Below are 25531 nucleotides of genomic sequence, written 5' to 3' on the forward strand. Positions count from 1 at the left end.
CCCGGCCGGCCCAGCCGGGATTGCCGTGACCTCCCCCCAGGCCCTCGTTGCAGGTGATGCGCCGGCGTGGGTGGCCGCCGGCGCGATGGACGGGCTTACCAGCCGAAGCCGGCGCCCACGCCGACCGAGCTGTCATCGCTGCTGAAGGCGCCGCCGAAGGTGACCGTGGCGCGATCGCTGATCGCGCGCTGGTAACCCAGTGACAACGCCGATTCGCCGCCCTGGAAACCGATGCCGACGCCGACCCGGTTCTGGGTGCGGATGCCGGCGGCACTGGTGGCCATGTTGAGCATCGCCGCGCTCATCGCACCCTGGCGGTCGATGCGGCGGTCCATGTGGCGCAGGCGTCCATCGATTTCGCCCTTGAACACATCGAAGCTGTCGGCGACGGCCTGCACGCGACTGTCGGTGTAGCTGTTCGCCGTGGCCACGCCACGATCCAGCTGGCCCTTGTTGACGGCGTCGGTGGCGGTGGTGCCGGCGGCGACGTTGGTGACCTGGCGTTCGTTGCCTTCGCTGCCGACCGACACGGTGTTGGCACGGTCGGCGACCGAACCCTGGCCCAGTGCCACGGCATTTGCGGCCGTGGCATTCGCACCCTGGCCAATGGCCGTGGACGACGCGCCGCTGGCGACGGCCCCCTCGCCCATGGCCACCGCATTGGCGCCAGGCGCCGGGGTTCCCACCGGAATCCCGGCGCCCGCTGCGGCCACGGTCGGCGTGCCCTGCACGCGCGCGCTGCCTGCGGTCGACGCGGCCGGTGCGGCATCGGCTGCCGCGGCGGCATCCCCAATGTTGGCCGAACCGTCATCCAGCGACGCACTCATTGCGCGCAGGCTGGCCGTGCCGGTGCGGGTGCCACCGGCGGTGCGGCGGTCGATCTCGCTCACCTTGCGGTCCAACGCACCCAGCGCATCGCCGACGTTGCTGTAGGTAGCGCCCTGGATCACATAGTTCGGTGCCACGAACACGCCTTGCATGCCGACGCTGGCGCCACCGCCGAGGAAGCTGGCGGCGTCACTGAGCGACTGGAACAACTGCCCGCCATTGATCGCCTGGCGGCTGCCGGCGGCAATGCTGCCGGCGCCGACATTGTCGATGGTGGTGCCCTGGATGCCGGACAGGGTCAGGCGCTCACGGCTGGCATCGTCATAGCCGACCGCACTGGCCGCCGTGGTCTCGACCGTGGCGATGCGCGCGTCGAAATCACCGACCCGGGTTTCCACGGCGCCGACGCGCTGGTTGGTGACATTGAGCTGTGACCCGGTGACCGCATCGGTACTGCCGGCGGCAATGCGGCCGTCGGCCACGTTGACGATGCGTCGGGTGGCCGGACCGGCGGTGCCGTTGCCACCGCCGACCGAGACCACATTGGCCTCCAGCGCACGCGAACCGGCACCCAATGCCACCGAGTTGTTGCCGCTGGCGCCGCTGTTGGCGCCCAGTGCCAGTGCCGCGTTGCCGATGGCCGTGGCGCCGCTGCCCAGCGCATTGCTGCGGCTGCCACTGGCGTTGGCGTTGCCGCCGATGGCCACGGCATCGGCGCCGGTGGCACTGGCGGTACCCGAACCGTTGGCCTTGAAGCGTTGCCCGACCGCATCGGCGGTGGCGGCCACTGCATCCAGCTGGCCCTTGTTCACCGCATCGGTGGCCTGCGTACCGGCCGCGACATTGGTCAGCTGGCGGTTGATCGCGCTGTGGGTGACTCCGGCAGCATCGACCCACTCCTGCGCGGCACCCACCGACACCGTGTTGGCGCGGTCGGCCAGCGAGCCCGCACCCAACGCGACGCTGTTGCCGGCGTCCTTGGTGGTCCAGGTGTTGCTGCCGAGCACCGTCGCGTTGCTGGCCTGCGCGTAGCTGTTGTAGCCGACCACGGTGGCGCCGTCTTCGGTGGCCCACGCCTCGCTGCCGATGGCGGTGGTGAACCGGCCAGCGCTGACGCTGGCGGCATCCTGTCCGGCCAGTGCATTGAAGCCGACCGCCACGCCGTTCAATCCGGTCGCGGCGTTGTTGCCCAGAGCGGTGCCGTACTCGCCCGCCTTGGCCTGCACGCCGAAGCCGGCGCCGGCGATCTCCGCGATGGTGCCCTGGCCCACCGCCGTGGACACGTCGGCGGCCTGTGCGGCACTGCCGATCGCGGTGCCGAAGAAGCCGGCGCTGGCGCCTGCACCAAACGCCGTGGCGCGCCAGCCACTGGCCTGTGCGAAGTTGCCGACTGCCGTGGTTTCGCGACCATCGGCGATCGCGCCGTAGCCCACTGCGGTGGCCGCCAGGCCGGCGGCCTCGGCCATGCCGCCGACAGCGGTTGCCCCGATGCCCTGCGACTGCGACTGCGCGCCGATCGCAATGCTGGCGGCGCCGCCGCTGCTGCTCTGTGCACCCAGCGCGACGGCACCGCCTGCGGTGCTGCTGGCACCGCTGCCGATCGCCACACCCTGCTCGGCCGTGGCCAGCGCGTCGACGCCGACCGCGGTGGCATTGGCCGCGACCACCGTTGCGCCGCTGCCCACTGCGGTGGCGCCGTTGCCAATTGCATTGGCCGCGTTGCCAGCGGCGAGCGCATCGTCGCCCTCCACCCGTGCTCCGGCTTCGCCATCGGCGTTGCCGCTGGCCTGGAACTGCCGGCCGGTCCTGTCGGCAACGCTGGCAACCGCGTCCAGCTGGCCCTTGTTCACCGCGTCGGTGGCCTCGGTGCCCGCCGCCACGTGCGTCACCTGGCGCTCGCCGCCGGCGGTGCCCACGGCCACAGTATTGTCGCGCTCGGCCTTGGAGCCGGCGCCCAGCGCCACGCTGTTCAACCCACTGGCGGTGGCACTGGCGCCCAGTGCCGTGGCATCTGCCGCATCCGCCCACGAATTCCAGCCGATCGCGGTGGCGTAATCTTCGGTCGCCCAGGCGCCGGCACCGAAGGCCGCCGCGCCGGTGCCGCTGGCGCGCGACGGGATCAGGCCGAAGAAGGTGCTGCCACCGATGGCCACACTCTCGGCGCCACTGGCTTCGCTGGACTGGCCGACCGCAACGGCACCGCTACCGGCCGCCGCGGCACCGAAGCCGACCGCCGTGGTGTTGGCGCCACTGGCGGTCGAACCGTAGCCCAGCGCGGTGCCGAGGCGACCGCTGGCTTCGGCATAGCCACCGACGGCGGTGGTGCCATCGGCGGAGGCGGCACTGCGGAAGCCACTGGCCAGTGCCTGCGTGCCGCTGGCATTGGATTCGGTGCCGGTTGCGGTGCTGTACGCACCGCTGGCCTGGGCCCGCGCACCCACGGCACTGGCCCCCAGCTCGCTGGCGCTGGCGCCGGTCCCGAGCGCGAGGCTGTCCTCGCCGGTGGCCTGTGCGGTGCTGCCCAGCGCCGCAGCGTTGTTGCCGGTGGCCAGCGCGTCGATGCCGACGGCGGTGGCGTTGGCCGCCAGTGCATTGGCACCGCTACCGAGCGCGGTGGCACCGTTGCCGATCGCGTTGGCCGCATCACCAGCCGCCAGCGCGTTGTCGCCCTCGACCAGTGCGCCGGTTTCACCGTCGGCGTTGCCACTGGCCTGGAATTGCCTGCTGGTCTTTTCCGCTGCGGCGGCGACGGCATCAAGCTGGTTCTTGTTGACCGCATCGGTGCCCTGCGTGCCAGCGGCCACATTGGTGATCTGGCGGGTGTTGCCACCGCCGCCGACCGACACGGTGTTGTCACGGTCGGCGATCGAGTCGGCGCCCAGCGCCACGCTATTGGCCGCGCGCGATTCGGCGGCGTTGCCCAGCGCGGTGCTGTTGATGCCAGCCGACCAGGCGCCGCCACCGACAGCGGTGGAGTAGTTGCCCGATGCTTCGGTGGCCAGCACGCCGAACAGCGAGCCGCCGACGGCGACGCTGTTGGTGCCGGTCGCCAGGCTGCCCTGGCCGGTGGCCGTGCTGTAGGCACCCGAGGCTTCGGCGTCGCCGCCCAGCGCCACGCTGTTGGAACCGGAAGCATTGGCGAAGTTGCCGAAGGCAGTGGCGTTGAACGCCGAAGCCTGCGCGTAGCCACCGATGGCGGTGCTGTAGCCGCCGGTCGCTTCGGCACCGATGCCGAACGCGGCCGACGCGGTGCCGCTGGCGACGCTTTCGCTGCCGACCGCGGTGGCGCCGCTGCCACTGGCGTTGCTGAAGTAACCCACCGCCACGGCCTCCTCACCGGAGGCTTCGGACAGCACGCCGCTGGCGGTGCTGCCGGCGCCGCTGGCGATGCTGGCGGCGCCGAACGCCGCGCTCTGCTCGCCGCTGGCCTCGCTCTCCGCACCCTGTGCGGTGGCGTACTCGCCGGTCGCCTGCGCGTTGGCGCCGACTGCGCTGGCGTTGGCGGCACTGGCCAGGGCGTTGAAGCCCAGTGCCTGCGCGTTGGTGGCCAGCGCGTTGGCACCGCTGCCGAGCGCGGTGGCACCGTTGCCGATGGCATTGGCCGCATCACCGGCCGCCAGCGCGTTGTCACCGTCCACCAGGGCACCGGCCACGTCGTCGCCGTTGCCGCTGGCCTGGAAGAAGCGGCTGGTGGTGGTGGCGGTGGTCGCAACCGCGTCGAGCTGTGCCTTGTTCACCGCGTCGGTGGCCTGGGTACCGGCAGCGACGTTGGTCAGCTGGCGCTCGTTGCCGGCGCTGCCGACCGAAACGCTGCGGGCGCGGTTGGCAACCGAGCCGGCGCCCAGCGCGACGGCGTTGCTGGCACTGGCGTTGCTGCCGGCGCCGAGCGCGATCGCGCTTTCACCACCGGCGACCGTGTTGGTGCCGATGGCGATGCTGTTGACGCTGTTGCCGAGCGCCTGGAAGCCCAGCGCCACGCTGTTGTCGCCATACCCGAAGGCGCCCCGGCCGACCGCCGTGGCGCTGGCACCGTTGGCCCAGCTGTTGTAACCGATGGACGTTGCGCCGCTGCCACTGGCCCACGCCGCATTGCCGAACGCCGAGGCATTGGTGGCCGTGGCCCACGCACCGGAGCCGAAGGCACTGGCGCCACTGGCCGTGGCCCAGCTGTAGCCACCGACGGCGGTGCTGTCGTCGCTGCTGGCGAAGGCACTGTCGCCAACCGCAACCGCGTAGCCGCCGGTTGCACGCGACGTTCCGCCAGCAGCGAAGCTGTTGTCCCCGCTGGCCTTGGCCGCATTGCCGAACGCGCTGCTGGCGGCGCCGGTGGCCTGTGCGCCGCTGCCCACTGCGGTGGCGTTGGCGACGGCGGTGGTGCCTACCTGCTGCGCCGTGCCGTCGGCACCGATGATCGGCTGGTTGTACTCGTCGTAGGCCTGGCCGAGGCCACCGATGGCAACACCGCCGTTGCCGGTGGCGTTGCTGTTGCGACCGACCGCCACGGCGTCGTCACCGATGGCCGAAGCGGCCGCGCCATGTGCAACCGCGCCGGCGCCGATCGCATTGCTCGACGAACCGGCCGCCACCGCGCCTTCGCCCTCGGCGAGCGCACCGGCATCACTGCCCGCTTCCGGCTGGGCCTGGAAGAAGCGCGCGGTGTTGTCCGCGGTACTGGCCACGGCGTCCAGCTGCGCCTTGTTCACTGCGTCGGTGGCTTCGCTGCCCGCGGCCACGCTGGTGATCTGCCGTTCGTTGCCGGCACTGCCCACGGCCACACTGTTGGCGCGCACCGCTTCGGAATTCGCGCCAAGCGCGACGCTGTTGGCGCCACGCGCAGTGGCGTAGTACCCGACGGCCGTGCTCTGTGCGCCGCTGGCCCAGGTCTGCGCGCCGAGTGCGCTGGCATTCTCACCCGGGGCGTAAGCGAAGTAGCCGACGGCGGTGGATTCCGCGCCGGAGGCTTCGGTCAGGCTGCCGTTGGCCACCGCGCGGTCACCGCTTGCGATGGCACCGGCGCCGACGGCCGTCGCCGCTTCGCCGCTGGCCTGGGTCTGCACGAAGAAACCCAGGCCCGGAATCAGGTCGGCCGGGCCACCGATGGCCACGCTGCTGGTGCCGGTGGCGTTGCTCTGCGTACCCAGCGCAGTGGAGTAATCACCGATGGCATTGGCGACCGCACCGAACGCGGAGGCCTGGGCACCGGCGGCATAGGCACCGACGCCGTAGGACGACGCCGCAAAGCCGCTGGCTTCGGCACTGGCGCCCACCGCGGTGCCACCGACACCGGCGCTGGTGGCGCCGGTTTCGACCGGCACGCCACCACTGGTGATCAGCGGATTGCCATCGGCATCCACCGCAGCACCACCGACAGCGACGCTGCCCGGGCCGTTCGCCTGCGCGTTGTTGCCGAACGCGGCGCTGTTCTGACCTGAGGCCAGTGCGTTGTTGCCCACCGCGGTCGCGTTCTGTGCGACGGCATTGGCGCCCGCGCCCACAGCGGTGGTGCCGTTGCCGATCGCGTTGGCCGCCTCGCCGGCCGCCAGTGCCTCGTCGCCTTCGGCCAGCGCGCCCGCGTCGCTGTTGCGGCTGCCCGTGGCCTGGAAGTGCCTGGCGGTGGCATCGGCCACGGCGGCCACGTCCTTCAACTGGCCGACATTGACCGCATCGGTGTCTTCGGTGCCCGCCGCGACACTGGTGATCTGGCGGGTCAGGCCGTACTCGGCCGCACCGACGGACACCGTATCGACGCGGTCGGCCAGCGAGCCGGCACCCAGCGCCACGCTGCCGGTGGCGACCGCCGCCGAGTTGGAACCCAGCGCGGTGCTGTACTCACCCACGGCGGTGCTGAACGCACCCACCGCGATCGATGCTTCATTGGCGGCGGTGGCGCCACGGCCCAGAGCGGTACTGCCCGGACCCATCGCCACGGCACCGCCACCGACGGCAGTGGCGCCGTCGGCGCTTGCTTCGGACAAGGCACCCAGTGCGGTAGCCGCGCCGTTCTCGCTGGCGGCATAGGCGCTGGCGCCGACAGCGGTGTCACCGAGGCCGAACGCGGCCGCGCTCTGCCCGACCACCACGCTGGCGTCGCCGATGGCCAGGGCGCCCTGGCCGAATGCGCTGGCGCCCAGGCCGGCGGCAATGGCCTGGGTGCCGATGGCAGTCGTGGCGTTGGCCAACGCCTGTGCACCGGCACCGGCGGCCACCGCGCCCTGCCCGTCGATCTTCGCTGCGTCGCTGTCATCACCGGCGCCATCGGCCTTGAAATAGCGCTCGCCATCGGCGGCCACGTCCGCCAGCGCCGCCTGCGTGGCGCGCGCCTGCGCATCCAGCTGCGCCTTGTTCACCGCATCGGTGGCCTGGGTGCCGGCGGCCACGTTGGTGATCTGCCGTTCCTTGCCGGCATCGCCGACGGACACGGTGTTGGCGCGCGCGGCCTTGGAACCGGCGCCCAGCGCCACGCTGTTGGCCGCGCTCGCGCTGCTGTTGCCGCCGATCGCCACCGCGTTGCTGCCCTTGGCGCTGGCCGTGCCTTCAACCAGGCACTTTTCCAGCAGCTTGCCACTGAACGCCACGCAGGTAGCGCTGCCGCCGATCTGCACCGACTGCGCAACGGCGGCACTGCTCATGCCCAATCCCAATACCAGCCCCAGTGCCACAGCCAGCGCGGCTGGCGTTGCCTGCGTCGTGTCGCGGCGCTGGTCGACCACACCACCGCTGCTGTCGGAAGAGGCCAGTTCCGAGGCCACGACCAACTGACCCAATGCTTTGTTCCAGACCTTGCGATAAATCCGATTCATCGGTACGGCTCCTGATTGGACTGGTTTTGGGCAAAGCAACGCCACCGCCGGGCCGTGCGGCCCAACGTCCCCCCTGGGGGCGTCTATTCGCGTGATTTACTGCGGGTATTGCCGAACGGCGCGCAGCGACAGAAACCCGAGCGCATGCGCCAAGCGGTTACTGCGAAATGAATGATTCTGAAACGGGCTTCAAGTGTTAACGGCAACTTTGGAGAACGTCAAGACTTTGACACGACAAATCCTATTGCCGTGAAGCAGTTCACTATTTCACGGGTTTATAAAAGGATTTCGTTATGCAGACGTGACGAACGGCTGGCGCATGAAAATCGATGTAACTAGCGGGCGCGACTGGAGTTTCACACGCGCAAAGAAAAACCCGCTGGCAATGCAGCGGGTTTTTCCATACGCGATGGCATTGCGCCCTGCGCGGGATGATGCGATCAGCCGCACCACACCCGTGCATTGCGGAACATGCGCATCCACGGCGAATCCCCCTGCCATTCGGCGGGCGCCCAGCTCAGGTTGAGCGCGCGCGGGGTGCGCTCCGGGTGCGGCATCATGATGGTGACGCGACCGTCGCTGCTGGTGAGGCCGGTGATGCCGTCCGGCGAACCGTTCGGATTCAGCGGATACTGGCTGGCAACGTTGCCATGGCCATCGATGTAGCGCAGCGAGACGCGGGCCGCGGCCTGGTCGACGGCCGTGTCGAACACCGCCTGGCCTTCACCATGCGCCACCGCCACCGGCAGGCGCGAGCCGGCCATGCCACGCAGCAGGATCGACGGCGACTCCACCACTTCCAGCAGCGCGGTACGGGCTTCGAACTGCTCGCTGGCATTGCGGCGGAACTGCGGCCAGTGCTCGGCACCCGGAATGATGCCCTTGAGCTGGCTCATCATCTGGCAGCCGTTGCACACGCCCAGCGCGAAGCTGTCTTCGCGCGCGAAGAACGCGGCGAAGGCATCACGCAACGCACTGCGCTCCAGGATCGAGGTGGCCCAGCCACGGCCGGCACCGAGCACATCGCCATAGCTGAAGCCACCACAGGCGACCAGGCCGGTGAACTCCTGCAGCGCCACGCGGCCTTCGATCAGGTCGCTCATGTGCACGTCGAAGGCACGGAAGCCGGCACGTTCGAAGGCGTTGGCCATTTCAATCTGGCCGTTGACGCCCTGCTCGCGCAGCACCGCCACGCGTGGACGCGCACCGGTGCTGATGAACGGTGCTGCGACATCTTCGTTGAGATCAAAGCTGAGCTTCGGCTTCAGGCCCGGTGCGCTGAAGGCACGTGCCACCTCGCGCTCGGCGTCGGCATTGGCCGGATTGTCGCGGCGCTTCTGCATCGCGTGAGTGACCGACCACCAGGCGTCGAACAGCGCTTCCCAGCGCCATTCGGCCAGGTTGCCACCGCCCAGCGACACACGCACCACCGGTGCGGTGGTCGGTTTGGCGATGCGCTGTGCGCATTCGGTCAGTGCATGGCGCTCGACCAGGTCAGCGAACGCGGCGCGGTCTTCGCGTGCGATCTGCACCACCGCACCCAGTTCCTCATTGAACAGGCTGCGGAACGGATCATCGCCCCACGCATCGAGGGTGATGTCCAGGCCCATCCGCGAGGTGAAGGCCATTTCGCACAGCGCGGCGAAGGCACCACCGTCGCTGCGGTCGTGGTAAGCCAGCAGCAGGCCGGCCTGGCGCGCATCGCGGATCAGCTCGAAGAAACCCCGCAGGCGCTGCGGGTCGTCCAGGTCCGGGGCGGCACCGGCGAAGGCCGGCAGGTCGCCATGGTCGGCGTGCACCTGGGCCAGGATCGAACCGCCCAGGCGCTGCTTGCCGGCCCCCAGGCCGATCAGCCACAGCTCGCTTTCCACGTCGCGGTCGAGCAGCGGGGTCAGCTGCTGGCGCACATCGGCCACCGGCGCGAACGCCGAGATCACCAGCGACACCGGCGACACGCTCTTGTGCGCTTCGCCCTGGTCGTGCCACTGCGCCTGCATCGACAGCGAGTCCTTGCCCACCGGGATGCTGATGTCCAGCTGCGGGCACAGTTCCATGCCCACCGCCTTCACCGCGTCGTACAGCAGCGCGTCTTCGCCCGGGTGGCCGGCCGCGGCCATCCAGTTCGCCGACAGCTTGATCTCATCCAGCGCATCGACCGGGGCCGCGCACAGGTTGGTCAGCGCTTCGCCCACCGCCATGCGCGCCGAAGCCGCCGCATCGAGCAGGGCCAGCGGGGTGCGCTCGCCGATCGACATCGCCTCACCGGCCACGCCGTCGAAGTCGGCCAGGGTGATCGCCACATCGGCCACCGGCAGCTGCCACGGGCCGACCATCTGTTCGCGCGCGGTCAGGCCGCCGACGCTGCGGTCGCCGATGGTGACCAGGAAATTCTTCGAAGCCACGGTCGGGTGCGCCAGCACGCGCAGACCGGCCTCATGCAGGTCCAAGCCGCCGGTCTTCAGCGCCGGCCAGCGCGGTGCCGGCGGATGTGCGGTGTCGCGATGCATCTTCGGCGGCTTGCCGAACAGCACGTCCATCGGCAGATCGATCGGTGCATCGGCCGGGGTGTGGCCCGGCACGGCGCCGTAGGCCACCACCAGATGCTCTTCAGCGGTGGCCACGCCGACGGCCGCGAAGGGGCAGCGTTCGCGGGCGCACAGCGCGGCGAACTCGGCCAGGCGTTCCTGGGCCACGCCCAGCACGTAGCGTTCCTGCGACTCGTTGCACCACAGCTGCATCGGCGACAGCGACGGATCATCGGTGGGCACCTTGCCCAGGTCGATGACACCACCGACGTTCGAGTCGTGCAGCAGTTCGGGGATGGCGTTGGACAGGCCACCGGCGCCGACGTCGTGGAAGAACTTGATCGGGTTGTTGGCGCCCATCGCCACGCAGCGGTCGATGACCTCCTGGCAGCGGCGTTCCATTTCCGGGTTGTCGCGCTGCACGCTGGCGAAGTCCAGGTCCTCGGCGCTTTCACCGGAGGCCACCGAACTGGCGGCACCGCCGCCCAGGCCGATCAGCATCGCCGGCCCGCCGAGCACGATGACAGCATCACCGGCCTGCAGCGGGATCTTGTCGACCTGGATGCGGTCGATCGCGCCGAGGCCACCGGCCAGCATGATCGGCTTGTCGTACGCGCGCACCAGATCGGCGCCTTCGGGCAATTCGAAGCTGCGGAAGTAGCCGAGCAGGTTGGGGCGGCCGAACTCGTTGTTGAACGCGGCGCCGCCGAGCGGGCCGTCGGTCATGATTTCCAGCGCCGGCGCCATGCGCGGGTTCAGCGCGCGCGGCGCTTCCCACGGCTGCGGCAGCTCGGGGATGCGCAGGTGCGAGACCGAGAAGCCGGTCAGGCCCGCCTTCGGCTTGCCGCCACGGCCGGTCGCGCCCTCGTCGCGGATCTCGCCACCGGCACCGGTCGAGGCACCGGGGAACGGCGCGATCGCGGTCGGATGGTTGTGCGTTTCCACCTTGATCTGGAAGGCGCTGGGTACCTGCGGCTCGCGGCGGTATTCGCCACTGGCCGGATCGGGACGGTAGCGCGAGGCCGGATGGCCTTCGATCACCGCAGCGTTGTCGCTGTACGCGCTGAGCGTGTGCTGCGGGGTCTGCTGGTGGGTGTTCTTGATCATCCGGAACAGCGAGCGGTCCTGTTCCTGGCCGTCGATGGTCCAGCTGGCATTGAAGATCTTGTGCCGGCAGTGCTCGGAATTGGCCTGCGCGAACATCATCAGTTCCACGTCCGACGGCGACCGGCCCAGCGCGGTGAAGCGTTCACGCAGGTAGTCGATCTCGTCCTGGGCCATGGCCAGGCCGAGGCGCTGGTTGGCGGCCTCCAGCTGGTCCACCGGCACGCGTTCCAGCTCACCCCGCGCCGGCGCGGAGAACAGCGCCTGGCCCTGCTCGACCGTTTCCAGCACCGACTGCGTCATCGGATCGTGCAGCGCCTTGGCCAGCGCCTGCTGGGCGGCGGCATCGGCCGGCCAGCCCTGCACGTCGATGCGCAGGCCGCGCTCGACCCGGCTCACCGGCTGGCCGGCACCGCGCACCAGTTCGGTGGCCTTGCTCGACCACGGTGACAGCGTGCCCAGGCGCGGCACCACGATGCGGCTGACCGCGCCGTCGGCCACGGCCACGCCCTGCGGCGCTGCTTCGAGGATGCGGCACAGGGTGGCCAGGTCGGGGGCGGCACTGCCTTCGGGCTGCACGAAGTAGACGTGCCAGGCACCGCTGATGCGCAGGGAGGGAGCGATGGACTGCAGGCGGGATTCAAGACGTTCGCGGCGGAACGGCGACAGGGCGGGCGCGCCCTCGAGGACCATCATGTCCGGGGAACCGTAGTTGGGAAACGGGCCCGACATTGTACCGGAAGCAGGGGGATGGCTTTGGCCGGGCGGCGCCCGGCACCCGCCGAGGCCAGGGCCGAAGCAACGGCAACGGCCAAAGCAACAGCAAGAGCTGGCTTCCTGTGAGCTGGCGGGGCGGTGGAAGCCAGCAGGACACGCCGTAAACCCATCCATGGGGGCTCGATGGCGCCATCCATGGCGCCAACGGTCCTGCTGGCCCCCACCACCCCGCCCCCGACAGATTTCCGCGATCTGCGGCCATGCGTGAATGCTCCCCGGTAGTGCCGGCCGCTGGCCGGCACCCAGGAAATGTCAGAAATCAGGCATTGAAGAGCGCAGCGACCGGCTTTTGCCTTTGTTTTTTTTCTTCTGTCTTTCGTGGCTGGCCGCGCAGGAACCTGTCCGTGGCCGGGCGGGTGGGCTCAGGCGGGGTGTCCGCGGCATGGATGCCGCGGCCAAGCCCCCATGGACGGGTTCACGGCGTCCCCGCCTGAGCCCACCCGCCCGGCCAACCCCCAGAAATCCGCTGTTCGCGGCAAGCCCCAGCCACGAGGGGGCTCCGCCGATGGCCGCCGACCGAGCGCCAGCGCCGCTTTCCGCCCAAATCGCCGAACCATGCGCTTGCTCACGGATTGACCACGCAATTGATGACAACGTTGTCCCCACCTGGTGCCGGACTCTCTCCCCGGCCTCCCAGGTGCCTCCGTCCGGCCCCTCCGTCGCCTTCCCGGGCGACGCCCGGACCTGCGTCACGCGCGGCGCCATCGGGGCCCGCGCGCCCTTTGATCGGAGACTCACCCATGTACGACCCGATTGTGCGCAGTGCCGAACGTTCGACCCGAAGCTGTCGTCCCCGCCACCTGGCCTGGCTGCTTGCCCTGGCCGCCGGTACCGCCGCCCTGCCCGGCCTGGCGCAGGCCGCCAGCTGTGCCGGGGTGGCGCAGTGGGACCAGGCCAAGATCTACCGGGCCGGCGACACCCTGCAGAAAGGAGGCGTCCTCTATCGGGCGAACCAGGACATCTGGAACGCGCCGCCGGACCATCCGGCCGGTGCGCCCTACTACACCAACCTCGGCGCCTGCGATGGCGGCGGCGTCAACCAGCCGCCGGTGGTCAGCCTGACCTCGCCGGCCAACGGTGCCACCTTCAGTGCCGGCAGCACGGTCAACGTGACCGCCACCGCCAGTGATCCGGACGGCAGCGTCGCCAAGGTCGAGTTCTTCCGCGATGGCAGCACGCTCGGCGTGGCCACCAGTGCGCCGTATGCGGCCAGCTGGGCCAATGCCAGTGCCGGCAGCCACACCCTGCGCGCGGTCGCCACCGACAACGACAACGCCACCGCCAGCACCGCGACGATCACCATCACCGTCAACGCCGCCGGTGGCGACACCACCGCACCGAGCGTGCCGGGCGGGCTGGCGGTCGGCACCCGTACCGCCAACAGCATCGCCCTCAGCTGGAGCCCGTCCACCGACAACACCGGCGGCAGTGGCCTGGCCGGCTATGACGTGTACCGCAACGGCAGCCTGGTCGGTTCGCCGTCCAGCGCCAGCTACGTCGATGGCGGGCTGACTGCATCCACCACCTACCGCTACCGCGTACGTGCCCGCGACAACGCCGGCAATGCCTCGGCACAAGGCACCGAGATCAGCGCCACCACGCTGGCCGGTGACGGCGGCACCACCGGCAAGCGGGTCATCGGCTACTTCACCCAGTGGGGCATCTATGGCCGCAACTACCGGGTCAAGAACATCGACAGCAGCGGCTCGGCCGCGCGCCTGACCCACATCAACTACGCGTTCGGCAACGTGCGCAACAACCGCTGCGAAGTGGGCATCACCCAGCCGTCGGATCCGAACAGCGGTGCCGGTGGCGATGCCTTCGCCGACTACACCAAGGCCTTCAGTGCCGCCGAGAGTGTCAGCGGCAGCGCCGATACCTGGGACCAGCCGCTGCGTGGCAACTGGAACCAGCTCAAGCAGCTCAAGGCCAAGTATCCGAACCTGAAGGTACTGATCTCGCTGGGTGGCTGGACCTGGTCGCGCGGCTTCTCCAGCGCGGCGCGCCCGGAAAACCGCCAGGCGTTCGTCGCCTCGTGCATCGACGCCTACATCAAGGGCAACCTGCCGGTGACCGACGGTGCCGGTGGTGCCGGTGCCGCACTGGGCGTGTTCGACGGCATCGACATCGACTGGGAATACCCGGTGGCCTGCGGCATCGAATGCGGCAAGCCGGAAGACAACGCCAACTTCACCGCGCTGATGGCCGAGTTCCGCCGCCAGCTTGATGCAGTGCGTCCGGGCCTGTTGCTGACGGTGGCGGTGGGTGCGGGCATCGACAAGATCCGCGTCACCGATCCGGCCGCGTACCACCCGTACCTGGACTACATCAACGTGATGACCTACGACTTCCACGGCGCGTGGGATGCGAAGACCAATCACCAGTCGGCGCTGTTCGATTCGCCCAATGATCCGTCCACCGGCGACCAGAAGCTGTACAACAGCAACGACGCCATCGAGGCCTTCATCAGCCGTGGCGTGCCCGCCGCCAAGCTCAACCTGGGCATCGGCTACTACGGGCGTGGCTGGACCGGTGTGGCCAATGCCAACAACGGCCTGTACCAGACCGCGAGCGGCGCCGCTCCGGGTACCTACGAGGCCGGCATCGAGGACTGGAAGGTGCTGAAGAACCTGGCGTGGCCGGGCTACACCGACAACACCGCCGGCGCCACCTGGATCTACAACGGCAGCACGCTGTGGAGCTTCGACACCCCGGCCAACATCACCCGCAAGATGGGTTACGTGAAGACCCAGGGCCTGGGCGGCGCGTTCGTCTGGGAGTTCAGCGGTGACGATGCGCAGGGCACGCTGACCAAGGCGGTCAGTGATGGCCTGAAGTAAGAAAAAAGCCGGGGATGCGATACACGCATCCCCGGCCTCCTGCCTGCAGCGCCGATCAGCGCTTGGCCGACAGCTTTTCCAGCGCCGCACGCAGCTGTGCCGGCGGCAGGTAACCGCCCAGCTGGGTGCCATCCGGCGCGAAGATCGCCGGCGTGCCGTTCACGCCCAGCTGCTGGCCCAGCGCGTACTGCATCGCCACCGGGTTGGTGCAGTTCTTGGCCGGCACGCTGCCGCCGCGCTTGGCGTTGGTCAGGGCCTGGCGACGATCCGCTGCGCACCAGACCGAAATCATGTCGGTGTAGTCCTTGCTGCCCAGCCCCATGCGCGGGAACGCCAGGTACTCGACGGTGATGCCGTTGCGGTTGAGCTCGGCGATGTCCTGGTGCAGCTTGCGGCAGTATCCGCACTCGATGTCGGTAAACACGCTGATGGTGTATTTCGCGTTCGGCGCGGCGAACACGATGCGATCACCGTGGTTGGCCTTGGCCAGCAGGCCGCGACGGTAGCCGAGCAGGCCTTCGCTGTTGGCCGGGCCTTTGGCGCGGGTGTCGTAGGGCTGCGACTGGAACAGGTAGCGACCATCATCGGACACATACAGCAGCTGACCGGAAACGACGACCTCGCGGAAGCCGGGGAACGGTGCAGCACCGATGTAGTCCACCTGGAAGCCGGGATTGAGCGCGGTCAGCGCGGCGCGCACTGCCTGGTCGGCCGAAGCGTTCGCGGCCGGGCTGGCCTTGGCCGCAGCGGTAGGCGCCTTGGCGGCCGGCGGGGCCGGCTGGGCGCAGGCGGTCAGGCTGAGCGCACCGAACACGGCGGCGATGGCAAATCGGAGCATGGAACGATCCGCAGCAGAAGAAGATCCCGGATTCTGACACAGCCGCCGGCAGCGGGCCGCGCTGCCATGGACGGGCCCGGGCAGCGATTCAGGCCCGCGCTCAGCCACGTGGATGGTGGCGGGCATGCAGCTTCTGCAGGTGTTCGCGCGCCACCAGGGTGTAGATCTGCGTGGTGGATAGCGAGCTGTGCCCGAGCAGCATCTGCAGCGCGCGCAGGTCGGCACCCCGGTTGAGCAGATGGGTGGCGAAGCTGTGCCTCAGCCCATGCGGACTGATCCGTGCCGGGTCGATGCCAGCCACCTGCGCGTGGCGCTTGACCAGGTGCCAGAATGCCTGCCGGGTCAGCGCCTGCAGGGTCGGCTCGATGAACAACGGGGTCTGCCCATCGGGCAGGGCCTGCACCTTGCCCTTGCCGACCAGCTGCGGGCGCGACTGCTGCAGGTAACGCTCCAGCCAGTGCTGCGATTCCTCGCCCAACGGCACCAGCCGTTCCTTGCTGCCCTTGCCGGTGACCCGCAGCACGCCCTGGCGCAGGTTGACCGCGGTGGCCGGCAGCAGCACCAGCTCGCTGACGCGCAGGCCGGCGGCGTACATCAGCTCCAGCATGGCGCGGTCGCGCAGCCCCAGCGGGCTGTCGATGTCCGGCGCCGCCAGCAGCGCATCGATCTGGCTTTCGGCCAGCGCCTTGGGCAGCAAGCGTGGCAGCTTGGGCGGATCCAGCAGCGCGCTGGGATCCTCGCTGCGTTCGCCACGGCGCACGCCATCGGCGAAGAAGGCCCGCAGCGCCGACAACAACCGCGCATTGCTGCGCGGCGACCAGCCATGGCGGGTGCGCCAGGCCAGGTAATCGAACAGCCCCGGGCGTTCGATGCCGGCCAGGCCACCGTCACGTCCATCCATCCAGCGCGCCAGGCCTTCCAGATCGCGGCGGTAGCTGTCGAGGGTGGCGCGGGCCAGGCCGTTCTCGGCCCAGATCGCATCGAGGAAGCGCTGGATGCGTGCGCTGTCGTCCGCGCGCAGTTCGGGCAGTTGCTGGACCAGCTGGCGGCGTTCGGCGGGGGTGGAAACAAGGGCCATGCGTGCAGGATACGAGGGCCACTGCGGGCACGGCCAGCTTTGCGTATGCTCGGCGCATGTCCCGCCCCGCCACCGACACGGCCCCTGCAGCCGCCAGCGAACTGCCCCGCCCGCGCGCACTGCTGCCGTGGCGCCTGCTGGCAATGGTCTACGACGCGTTGCCGGTGCTGGCGCTGTGGATGCTGGCCGGCACGTTGTTCACCCTGGCCTACACCTTCAGCGGCCACGCGCAGCGCGAGAACATCGCGCCGTTCAGTGCCTGGCAGTGGCTGCTGTGGGCGGCCTGCTGGGTCATCACCGGCTGGTACGCCACTGCCAGCTGGCGTCGCGGCGGACAGACGCTGGGCATGCGGCCGTGGCGGCTGAAAGTGCAATCGCGCGATGGCACGCCGTTGCGGCGCGGCCAGCTATGGCGGCGCTTCGCCATTGGCACGCTGTCACTGCTGCTCGGCGGGCTGGGATTCTGGTGGGCGTGGGTCGACCGCGAACGGCTGACCTGGCACGACCGCGCCAGCGGCACCCGCCTGGTGCGCATGCCCAAGCGGTGATGCGTCACCCTTCAATCCGATCCAGCGCAGCGCTCGGCGCTTCACCAACGAGGGTCAGCCCGACTTGCGCCGGAACAACAGCCCGGACACGCCCAGCATGACGATCGGCGGCAGCGCATAGGCAATGCGGTAATCGAACTTCAGCGCGCCGGCCATGCGACCGAAGAACAGCTGCAGCAGCCAGAAGCCCAGCGCGAACAGAATGCCCAGGAACAGGCGCTTGCCCATGCCGCCACTGCGCAGCGACCCGAACGCGAACGGCACCGCCGCCAGGCACAGCGCCAGCACGTTCACCGGGTAGAACCAGCGGCTCCAGTACACATCCTCGAAATCACGCGCATCCAGCCCGTTGCGCTGGCGGTAGGCGATGCTGGTGCTCAGCTCGGCCACGCTGAGGTTGCGCGGCTTGGCGATGCCGGTGGCCAGTGCCGCCGCATCCAGCTTCGAGTTCCAGGGCTCGCGCGCCACTTCCTGGCGGGTCGCCGAGCGCTCGCCGAAGGTATCGCGGCGCACACCGGTCAGCACCCAGCCGTCCTTGTCATGCTCGGCCGTGGCCGCGTGGGTCAGCGAGGCGATGTTGCCGTCTTCGGCGATCCGGTACAGGCGCACGTCGCGCAGGATCAGCCGCGTGCCCCTGTCACCCACCAGCTGCTCTTCGCCGCTCTGGGCGTTGAGGAAGGTGTCGCCTTCGCGCGCCCACAGCCCCGAGTACCGGGTGGTGGAGATGTCACGGCCCCACTTGGCGCTGGACTTCAGTGCGTCGGCGCGGTCCTGGCCCCACGGGCCCAGCGTCTCGGCGCTGAGCACCATCACCGCGGTCAGCAGCGACAGCGCGATCGCCACCGACACGCTCAGGCGCTTGCGCGACAGGCCCAGCGCACGCAGGGCGGTCAGCTCCGAGGTCGCCGCCAGCTGGCCCAGGCCCATCAGTGCACCGATCACCGCGGCGGTCGGGAACATCGTGTAGGCGCGGCGCGGCACCGTGTACAGCACCCAGGCGGCGGCATGGCCCAGCGTATAGCCGTTCTTGCCGATGTCCTTGAACTCGCCGGAGAAGGCCATCACCACGTCCAGGCCGACCAGCACCGCCCAGGTCAGCAGCACCGTGGTGAACACCGAGCGACCCAGGTACAGGTCGAAACGCATCGGGCGCAGCCTCATGCGCGGGCTCCCTTCGGGCGGCCCAGGCGGCCATCACGTACATACATCCAGATCGCCAGCGCCAGCAGCGGCACCGTCAACCACCACAGGCCAAGCGCGGCCGGAATCTTGCCGTTGGCGATCCAGCCACTGCCGATGAACATCAGGTTGGTACCCACCATGTAGGCCATCAGGGCCAGCATCATGCGGCCATAACGCTGCTGGCGCGGCGAACTGCGGCCCAGCGGCACGGTCAGCAGGGCGAAGGCCAGCGCGATCAGCGGCGGTGCCAGGCGGCGGTGCAGCTGCGCCTGCGCCTGCGGGCGCGCATCGCCGATCAGCTGCAGGGTCGGCATCAGTTCCGGGTCGTCCTCGGTGCGGGTCTGCGCGCCGTCGGGCAGGGCCACGTCGTTGCGGGCAAAGGTTGCCAGCCGGTAATCGAGCGCGCCGGCCACCGGCCCCTCCACCTGGTGGCCGTCATCCAGCTCCAGGAAACGCTGGCGGGTGCCCTCGAAGTACATGCGGCCGCTGTTGGCCGACACCACTTCCAGGCGGTCGTCCTTCTGCCGCTGCAGGAACACCTTGCCCAGCTGGGTGCCGTCGGGCGAGATCGAGGACAGGTAGACCACGCCACCGTTGGGCAGCGGCGTGAAACGGCCCGGCTCCAGGCCGGCCATCAGCACGCTGCGGTTGGCCTCGATGATCATCTGCTCGGCCACCCGGCCGGCCCACGGGCCCAGCCACAGCGAGCAGGCGCCGACCAGCAGCACCACCGGCACCACCAGCATCAGCAGCGGCCGCAGCAGCCGCTTGGGGCCTACCCCGATCGCGGTGATGACCGCCATCTCCGAGTCGCGGTACAGGCGGGCAATGGCCAGCAGCAGGCCCAGCATCAGCGCCAGCGGCAGGATCAGCGGCAGGTAGGCGATGAACTGCAGGCCCAGCTGCGAGAACAGCAGCTTGGCCGGCAGGCGCCCGTCGGCGATGTTGCCGAGGATGTCCACCAGCACGCCGCCCACGCTGACCACCAGCAGGACGATCAGGGTAGCCAGGAAACTCTGGACGAAATCGCCCAGCAGGTATCGGTCGAGCTTCAGCATGGGGCGGTGGTTTAAACTCTGGGGTTCGTTCGCGGTGCCGCCCAGTCTACTGTCTGGGCGTAAACGGCCTGCGATTGTACGGACTCGCCAATGGAATCTGCTCAATGGCCCTCGAATTCACCCTGAACCACGTTGCTCCGGCCGCCGCCACCGTTGATTGCCTGGTGGTCGGCGCGTATGCCGACCATACCCTGACCCCGGCCGCGCAGGCCCTGGACGCCGCCAGCGGTGGCCGCCTGGCCGCCCTGGCCCAGCGTGGCGACCTGTCCGGCAAGACCGGCGCGACCACCCTGCTGCACGACCTGCCGGGCGTGACTGCGCCGCGCGTGCTGGTGGTCGGCCTGGGCGACGCCGCCCGCTTCGGCGTGCCGCAGTACCTGAAGGCCGTGGGCGACGCGGTGCGCGCGCTGAAGGCCGGTGCCGCCCGCAGCGCGCTGTTCACCCTGTCCGAAGTGGCTGTGAAGGACCGCGATGCGGCCTGGGCGATCCGCCAGGCGGTGATCGCCGCCGATCACGCCGCGTATCGCTACACCGCCACCCTGGGCAAGAAGAAGGCCGACGATGCCGGCCTGGCCCAGCTCGCCATTGCCGGTGACGACGCCCAGGCCCTGGCCCAGGGCCAGGCGATCGCTGCCGGTGTCGAGTTCGCCCGCGAACTGGGCAACCTGCCGCCGAACTACTGCACCCCGGCCTACCTGGCCGAGGTCGGCGTGAAGTTCGCCGGCGAGCACGACGGTGCCGAAGCCGAGATCCTCGACGAGCACCAGATGGAAGCGCTGGGCATGGGCTCGCTGCTGGCGGTGGCCCGCGGTTCGGCCAACCGCCCGCGCCTGGTCGTGCTGAAGTGGAACAATGGCGGCGACGCCAAGCCCTACGTGCTGGTCGGCAAGGGCATCACCTTCGATACCGGTGGCGTCAACCTGAAGACCCAGGGCGGCATCGAAGAGATGAAGTACGACATGTGCGGTGGCGCCAACGTCATCGGCACCTTCGTCGCGGCGGTCAAGGCCAAGCTGCCGCTGAACCTGGTGGTGGTGGTGCCGGCGGTGGAAAACGCCATCGACGGCAACGCCTACCGTCCGTCCGACGTGATCACCTCGATGTCGGGCAAGACCATCGAAGTCGGCAACACTGACGCCGAAGGCCGCCTGATCCTGTGCGACGCACTGACCTACGCGCAGCGCTTCGAACCGGCCGCGCTGGTCGACGTCGCCACCCTGACCGGTGCCTGCATGGTCGCCCTGGGCCACCAGACCGCCGGCCTGATGAGCAAGCACGACGACCTGGCCAGCGAGCTGCTGGCCGCCGGCGAGCAGGTGTTCGACCGCGCCTGGCGCCTGCCGCTGTGGGACGAATACCAGCCGATGCTGGATTCGACCTTCGCCGACGTCTACAACATCGGCGGCCGCTGGGCCGGCGCGATCACCGCCGGCTGCTTCCTGTCGCGCTTCACCGAAGGCCAGCGCTGGGCCCACCTGGACATCGCCGGCGTGGCCAGCGATGAAGGCAAGCGCGGCATGGCCACCGGCCGCCCGGTCGGCCTGCTGAGCCAGTGGCTGCTGGACCAGGTCGCCCGCGCCTGATGCCGTACCCGACCCTGGCCGGCAGACGCCGGCCGGGGCCTCGCCCGGCACTGCCGGGCCCCTGCCTGACCCGGACCCTGCCATGCCCCGCGCCGACTTCTACCTGATCGCCAAGCCCCGCTTCCTGACCGAGCCCCTGCGCCTGGTCTGCGAACTGGCGCGCAAGGCCAACGACGCCGGGCTGTTCACCCTGGTACTGGCCCGCGACCAGGCCCAGGCCGAGGAGCTGGACGAGCTGCTGTGGGCCTTCGACAACGATGCCTACATCCCGCACCAGATCGCCGGGGAAGACATGGACGAGGAAGAAGCCTTGGTGCTGATCGCCGTGCCCGGCACCGAGGCACCGGCGCGTCCGCTGGTGATCAACCTGCGCGACGCGCCCTGGCTGGGCCAGTGCGAGCGCGTGCTGGAAGTGGTTCCGGCCGATCCGGAAGCGCGCGAACCGCTGCGCGAGCGCTGGCGCCAGTACAAGGCGGCCGGCTACGACCTGAACAAGCACGACATGTAAGCGCGCCCCGGCCCCCTTGATGGGCCGCCGCCGTGCCCTGATCCTTCAACGATTACCTCCTGGTTCCCCCGCATGACCCAACTCGCCTCCAGCTACGACCCGACGTCCTTCGAGACCGACCTCTACGAGGCCTGGGAGAAGGCCGGCCACTTCAAGCCGTCCGGCACGGGCGAGCCGTACACCATCCTGCTGCCGCCGCCGAACGTGACCGGCACGCTGCACATGGGCCACGCGTTCCAGCAGACCCTGATGGATGCGCTGGTGCGCTACCACCGCATGCGCGGCTACGACACGCTGTGGCAGGTCGGTACCGACCACGCCGGCATCGCCACCGAAATGGTGGTCAGCCGCAACCTGGCGCTGGAAGGCAAGGGCGAGACCCGCGACTCGCTGGGCCGCGAAGGCTTCATCGGCAAGGTCTGGGAGTGGAAGCAGCAGTCCGGCGACACCATCGAGCGCCAGATGCGTCGCCTCGGCACCTCCGCCGACTGGTCGCGCAGCACTTTCACCATGGACCCGCAGCCGTCGGCGGCGGTCAACGAAGCGTTCGTGCGCTGGTACGAGCAGGGCCTGATCTACCGCGGCCAGCGCCTGGTCAACTGGGACCCGGTGCTGAAGACCGCCATTTCCGACCTGGAGGTGGAAAGCGCCGAGGAAGATGGCTTCCTGTGGTCGATCGCCTACACGCTCGATGAAGGCCTGAGCTACGAGCACGTCGAGCGCGATGCCGACGGCGTGGAAACCCTGCGCGAAACCCGCGACTACCTGGTGGTCGCCACCACCCGCCCGGAAACCCTGCTGGGCGATACCGCGGTGATGGTGCACCCGGAAGACGCGCGCTACGCGCACCTGATCGGCAAGAGCGTGGTGCTGCCGCTGACCGGCCGCCGCGTGCCGGTGATTGCCGACGAGTACGTGGACCGCGCGTTCGGCACCGGCGTGGTCAAGGTTACCCCGGCCCATGATTTCAATGACTATGAAGTCGGCGTGCGCCACAGCCTGCCGATGATCAACCTGTTCACCCCGGTGGCGGCGCTGAACGAGAACGCGCCCGAGCGCTTCCGGGGCCTGGACCGTTATGAAGCGCGCAAGGCCGTGCTGGCCGAACTGGAAGACCTCGGCATCCTGGTCGAAACCAAGGCGCACAAGCTGCAGGTGCCGCGCGGCGACCGTACCGGCCAGGTGATCGAGCCGTACCTGACCGACCAGTGGTTCGTGAAGATGGACGAGCTGGCCAGGCGTGGCCTGGAACTGGTCGAGGACGGAAGCATTGCCTTCGTGCCGCCGAACTGGATCAACACCTACCGCCACTGGATGAACAACATCCAGGACTGGTGCATCAGCCGCCAGCTGTGGTGGGGCCATCGCATTCCGGCGTGGTTCGACGCCGCTACCGGCACCTGCTACGTCGGCCGCAGCGAAGAGGAAGTGCGGGCAAAGCACAACCTGGGCAGCGAGGTGGTGCTGAACCAGGAAAGCGACGTGCTGGAGACCTGGTTCTCCTCGCAGCTGTGGCCGTTCTCCACCCTGGGCTGGCCCAACGAACAGGCCATGGCCGAGCGCGGCTTCGACCGCTACCTGCCGTCGTCGGTGCTGATCACCGGCTTTGACATCATCTTCTTCTGGGTGGCGCGCATGATCATGGCCACCGACAACCTGGTCGGGAAGATCCCGTTCAAGGACGTCTACTTCACCGGCCTGATCCGCGACGGCCAGGGCCAGAAGATGTCCAAGAGCAAGGGCAACGTGCTCGACCCGCTGGACATCATCGACGGCATCAGCATCGACGACCTGGTCGCCAAGCGCACCGGCGGCCTGATGCAGCCGAAGATGGTGGAGAAGATCGAGAAGGCCACCCGCAGGGAATTCCCGGACGGCATTGCGGCCCACGGTGCCGATGCGCTGCGCTTCACCATCGCCGCGCTGGCCACCCACGGCCGCGACATCAAGTTCGACATGAACCGCGCCGAGGGCTACAAGAACTTCTGCAACAAGCTGTGGAACGCCAGCCGCTTCGCGCTGATGAACACCGAAGGTGCTGCGTTCACCGGCGTGCCGAAGCCGCGTACCGATGCCGAGCGCTGGATCCTGGCGCGCCTGGCCGCCACGACCGCCGAAGCGCAGGGCCATTTCGCCGCCTATCGTTTCGACCTGCTGGCGCAGTGCCTGTACGAATTCGCCTGGAACGCGTTCTGCGACTGGTTCCTGGAACTGAGCAAGCCGGCGCTGAACGGCGCCGACGCCGCCGATGCCGCCGATGCCGAGAGCACCCGCCACACCCTGCTGTACGTGCTGGAAGCGCTGCTGCGCCTGCTGCACCCGCTGACGCCGTTCATCACCGAACAGCTGTGGCAGCAGCTGGCGCCGCGCCTGGGCCTGGCCGAAACCACGCTGTCGTTGCGCCCGTACCCCACCGCCGCCGAGTTCGAGGGCGATTTCGCCCAGGCCGAGGCCGACGTGGAATGGCTGAAGGCGGTGATCAGTGCGGTGCGTCGCGTGCGCAGCGAACTGAACGTCGCGCCGTCCAGGCAGGTGCCGCTGCGCCTGCAGGCCGGCCTGGCGCAGGACCGGGTGCGCATCGAGCGCTTCAGCGCCTCGCTGTCGTTCCTGCTGAAGCTGGACAGCATCCAGTGGCTGGCCGAAGGCGAAAGCGCACCGCCGGCTGCCGCCGCGATCGTGGGCGAGCTGAAGCTGCTGGTGCCGCTGGAAGGCCTGGTCGATCTTGATGCCGAGCGTGCGCGCCTGGACAAGGAGATCAAGCGCGTGGAAGGCGAACAGGAAAAGAGCGAGACCAAGCTGGCCAGGTTCACCGACAAGGTGCCGCCGGCGGTGGTCGAGCAGGAACGCGTGCGCCTGGTCGACTGGAACACCCAGCTGGCCGGCCTGCGCGAGCAGCGCGCGAAGCTGTAACCGCCGCAGGGAAACGCCGGGCACTGCCCGGCGTTTCCTTCTGTAGAGTCGGGCGGTGCTCGACGCATGACAGCAGTCGAGCATGGCTCGACTCTGCATTTCTCTCGCATGGCATCATCACCGGATGCCGATTTCCATCTTCCTGCTGGTCCTCGCTGCCGCGGCGCTGCATGCCAGCTGGAACGCGATCGTCAAACGCGGGCCGGACAAGTTCCTCGGCACGGTGCTGGTCACCGGAAGCGCAGCGCTGCTGTCCGCCGCTGCGCTGCCCCTGCTGCCGTTCCCGGCCGCGCACAGCTGGCCGTGGCTGGCCGCATCGGTGCTGCTGCAGGTGACCTATTACGGACTGGTCGCACGCTGTTACCAGCAGGTCGACATGAGCCTGGCCTATCCGCTGATGCGTGGCTGCGCGCCGATCCTGGTCGCACTGGCGGGCACGCTGCTGGGTGAGACGCTGCCGGCGGCAGCCTGGCTCGGGGTGGTGCTGGTAAGCACCGGCATCCTGTGCATGGCGCTGGGTGCACGGGGCGGCCAGCTGCGACTGCCGCTGCTGACCGCAGCGATGATCGCCACCTACACGCTGGTCGACGCGCACGGCGCACGCCAGTCCGGCAATGCGCTCAGCTACACGTTGTGGTTGTTCCTGCTGTCCGGCATCCCGCTGCCGCTGTGGGCGGTGTACACGCGCGGCAGCGCGGTGCTGCACTATGCACGGCAGCATTGGCCGCTGGGGCTGGCCGGCGGCGTCGGCACCACCGCCTCCTATGCGATGGCGCTGTGGGCCATGACGCAGGTGCCGGTGGCGATGGTCTCGGCGCTGCGCGAATCCTCGATCCTGTTCGCGCTGCTGATCTCGGTGTTCCTGCTGCGCGAACGGATACCCCGCGCGCGCTGGCTGGCAGCGGTGCTCATCGTCGGCGGTGTGCTGGCGTTGCGGCTGGCGTGAGCGACG

Annotated in this window: 12 protein-coding genes; 6 read left to right on the forward strand and 6 right to left on the reverse strand. The window is 69.4% G+C overall.

Annotated features, from left to right (window positions below):
- Positions 1-95: 95 nt before the first annotated feature.
- Together AC5P9C_RS08005 and purL are read right to left on the reverse strand one after the other, a co-directional pair.
- Positions 96-7628 (reverse strand): ESPR-type extended signal peptide-containing protein, encoded by a 7533-nt coding sequence (locus tag AC5P9C_RS08005; RefSeq protein WP_414615174.1) that lies wholly within the window; start codon positions 7626-7628, stop codon positions 96-98.
- Between the two features lie 440 nt (positions 7629-8068).
- Entirely contained in the window at positions 8069-11953 is a 3885-nt protein-coding gene (gene purL / locus AC5P9C_RS08010; protein ID WP_414615173.1) for a phosphoribosylformylglycinamidine synthase, read from the reverse strand.
- 821 nt (positions 11954-12774) lie between these two features.
- Here purL and AC5P9C_RS08015 point away from each other — a divergent pair.
- A complete protein-coding gene (locus AC5P9C_RS08015) occupies positions 12775-14874 on the forward strand; it encodes a glycosyl hydrolase family 18 protein (protein WP_313288388.1) in 2100 nt (699 codons plus the stop codon).
- A gap of 55 nt (positions 14875-14929) precedes the next feature.
- Here the strand turns inward: AC5P9C_RS08015 and AC5P9C_RS08020 are convergent, their stop codons facing one another.
- Both AC5P9C_RS08020 and xerD read right to left on the reverse strand, forming a co-directional pair.
- Positions 14930-15712 (reverse strand): thioredoxin fold domain-containing protein, encoded by a 783-nt coding sequence (locus AC5P9C_RS08020; RefSeq protein ID WP_057494134.1) that lies wholly within the window; start codon positions 15710-15712, stop codon positions 14930-14932.
- A gap of 100 nt (positions 15713-15812) precedes the next feature.
- Positions 15813-16790 carry a site-specific tyrosine recombinase XerD gene (gene xerD / locus AC5P9C_RS08025; protein WP_049465125.1) on the reverse strand — a complete coding sequence of 326 codons (978 nt, stop codon included), beginning with the start codon at positions 16788-16790 and terminating at the stop codon, positions 15813-15815.
- A 56-nt stretch (positions 16791-16846) separates the two neighbouring features.
- On the opposite strand from xerD, the gene AC5P9C_RS08030 reads away from it, so the two are divergent.
- Positions 16847-17338 (forward strand): RDD family protein, encoded by a 492-nt coding sequence (locus AC5P9C_RS08030; protein ID WP_057494133.1) that lies wholly within the window; start codon positions 16847-16849, stop codon positions 17336-17338.
- A gap of 54 nt (positions 17339-17392) precedes the next feature.
- Here the strand turns inward: AC5P9C_RS08030 and lptG are convergent, their stop codons facing one another.
- On the reverse strand, positions 17393-18499 hold the full coding sequence (gene lptG / locus AC5P9C_RS08035) for an LPS export ABC transporter permease LptG (RefSeq protein ID WP_057494132.1): 1107 nt from the start codon (positions 18497-18499) through the stop codon (positions 17393-17395).
- Positions 18496-19578, reverse strand: a complete 1083-nt coding sequence (lptF, locus tag AC5P9C_RS08040) for an LPS export ABC transporter permease LptF (RefSeq protein ID WP_049465119.1) — start codon at positions 19576-19578, stop codon at positions 18496-18498. Before lptF ends, lptG begins: the two co-directional genes overlap by 4 nt.
- 104 nt (positions 19579-19682) lie before the next feature.
- Here lptF and AC5P9C_RS08045 point away from each other — a divergent pair, with 104 nt between their 5' ends.
- The 4 genes from AC5P9C_RS08045 (at position 19683) to AC5P9C_RS08060 (ending at position 25525) form a co-directional block, all read left to right on the forward strand.
- Positions 19683-21161, forward strand: a complete 1479-nt coding sequence (locus AC5P9C_RS08045) for a leucyl aminopeptidase (RefSeq protein ID WP_053462115.1) — start codon at positions 19683-19685, stop codon at positions 21159-21161.
- A gap of 82 nt (positions 21162-21243) precedes the next feature.
- Complete coding sequence (locus tag AC5P9C_RS08050) at positions 21244-21669, forward strand: DNA polymerase III subunit chi (protein WP_049418512.1); 426 nt, start codon at positions 21244-21246, stop codon at positions 21667-21669.
- 72 nt (positions 21670-21741) lie between these two features.
- Positions 21742-24579: a valine--tRNA ligase gene (locus tag AC5P9C_RS08055; RefSeq protein ID WP_495205131.1), complete on the forward strand. Its 2838-nt coding sequence runs from the start codon at positions 21742-21744 to the stop codon at positions 24577-24579.
- A 124-nt stretch (positions 24580-24703) separates the two neighbouring features.
- Complete coding sequence (locus AC5P9C_RS08060) at positions 24704-25525, forward strand: EamA family transporter (protein ID WP_057494128.1); 822 nt, start codon at positions 24704-24706, stop codon at positions 25523-25525.
- The last annotated feature ends 6 nt before the right edge of the window (positions 25526-25531 follow it).

This window comes from Stenotrophomonas sp. YJH_SMC_10, from assembly GCF_059371555.1.

Bases quoted from the DNA above. Each gene is read 5' to 3' on its own strand.
- AC5P9C_RS08005 (WP_414615174.1), bottom strand. From the start codon at position 7,628: ATGAATCGGATTTATCGCAAGGTCTGGAACAAAGCATTGGGTCAGTTG.
- purL (WP_414615173.1), bottom strand. From the start codon at position 11,953: ATGATGGTCCTCGAGGGCGCGCCCGCCCTGTCGCCGTTCCGCCGCGAA.
- AC5P9C_RS08015 (WP_313288388.1), top strand. From the start codon at position 12,775: ATGTACGACCCGATTGTGCGCAGTGCCGAACGTTCGACCCGAAGCTGT.
- AC5P9C_RS08020 (WP_057494134.1), bottom strand. From the start codon at position 15,712: ATGCTCCGATTTGCCATCGCCGCCGTGTTCGGTGCGCTCAGCCTGACC.
- xerD (WP_049465125.1), bottom strand. From the start codon at position 16,790: ATGGCCCTTGTTTCCACCCCCGCCGAACGCCGCCAGCTGGTCCAGCAA.
- AC5P9C_RS08030 (WP_057494133.1), top strand. From the start codon at position 16,847: ATGTCCCGCCCCGCCACCGACACGGCCCCTGCAGCCGCCAGCGAACTG.
- lptG (WP_057494132.1), bottom strand. From the start codon at position 18,499: ATGAGGCTGCGCCCGATGCGTTTCGACCTGTACCTGGGTCGCTCGGTG.
- lptF (WP_049465119.1), bottom strand. From the start codon at position 19,578: ATGCTGAAGCTCGACCGATACCTGCTGGGCGATTTCGTCCAGAGTTTC.
- AC5P9C_RS08045 (WP_053462115.1), top strand. From the start codon at position 19,683: ATGGCCCTCGAATTCACCCTGAACCACGTTGCTCCGGCCGCCGCCACC.
- AC5P9C_RS08050 (WP_049418512.1), top strand. From the start codon at position 21,244: ATGCCCCGCGCCGACTTCTACCTGATCGCCAAGCCCCGCTTCCTGACC.
- AC5P9C_RS08055 (WP_495205131.1), top strand. From the start codon at position 21,742: ATGACCCAACTCGCCTCCAGCTACGACCCGACGTCCTTCGAGACCGAC.
- AC5P9C_RS08060 (WP_057494128.1), top strand. From the start codon at position 24,704: ATGCCGATTTCCATCTTCCTGCTGGTCCTCGCTGCCGCGGCGCTGCAT.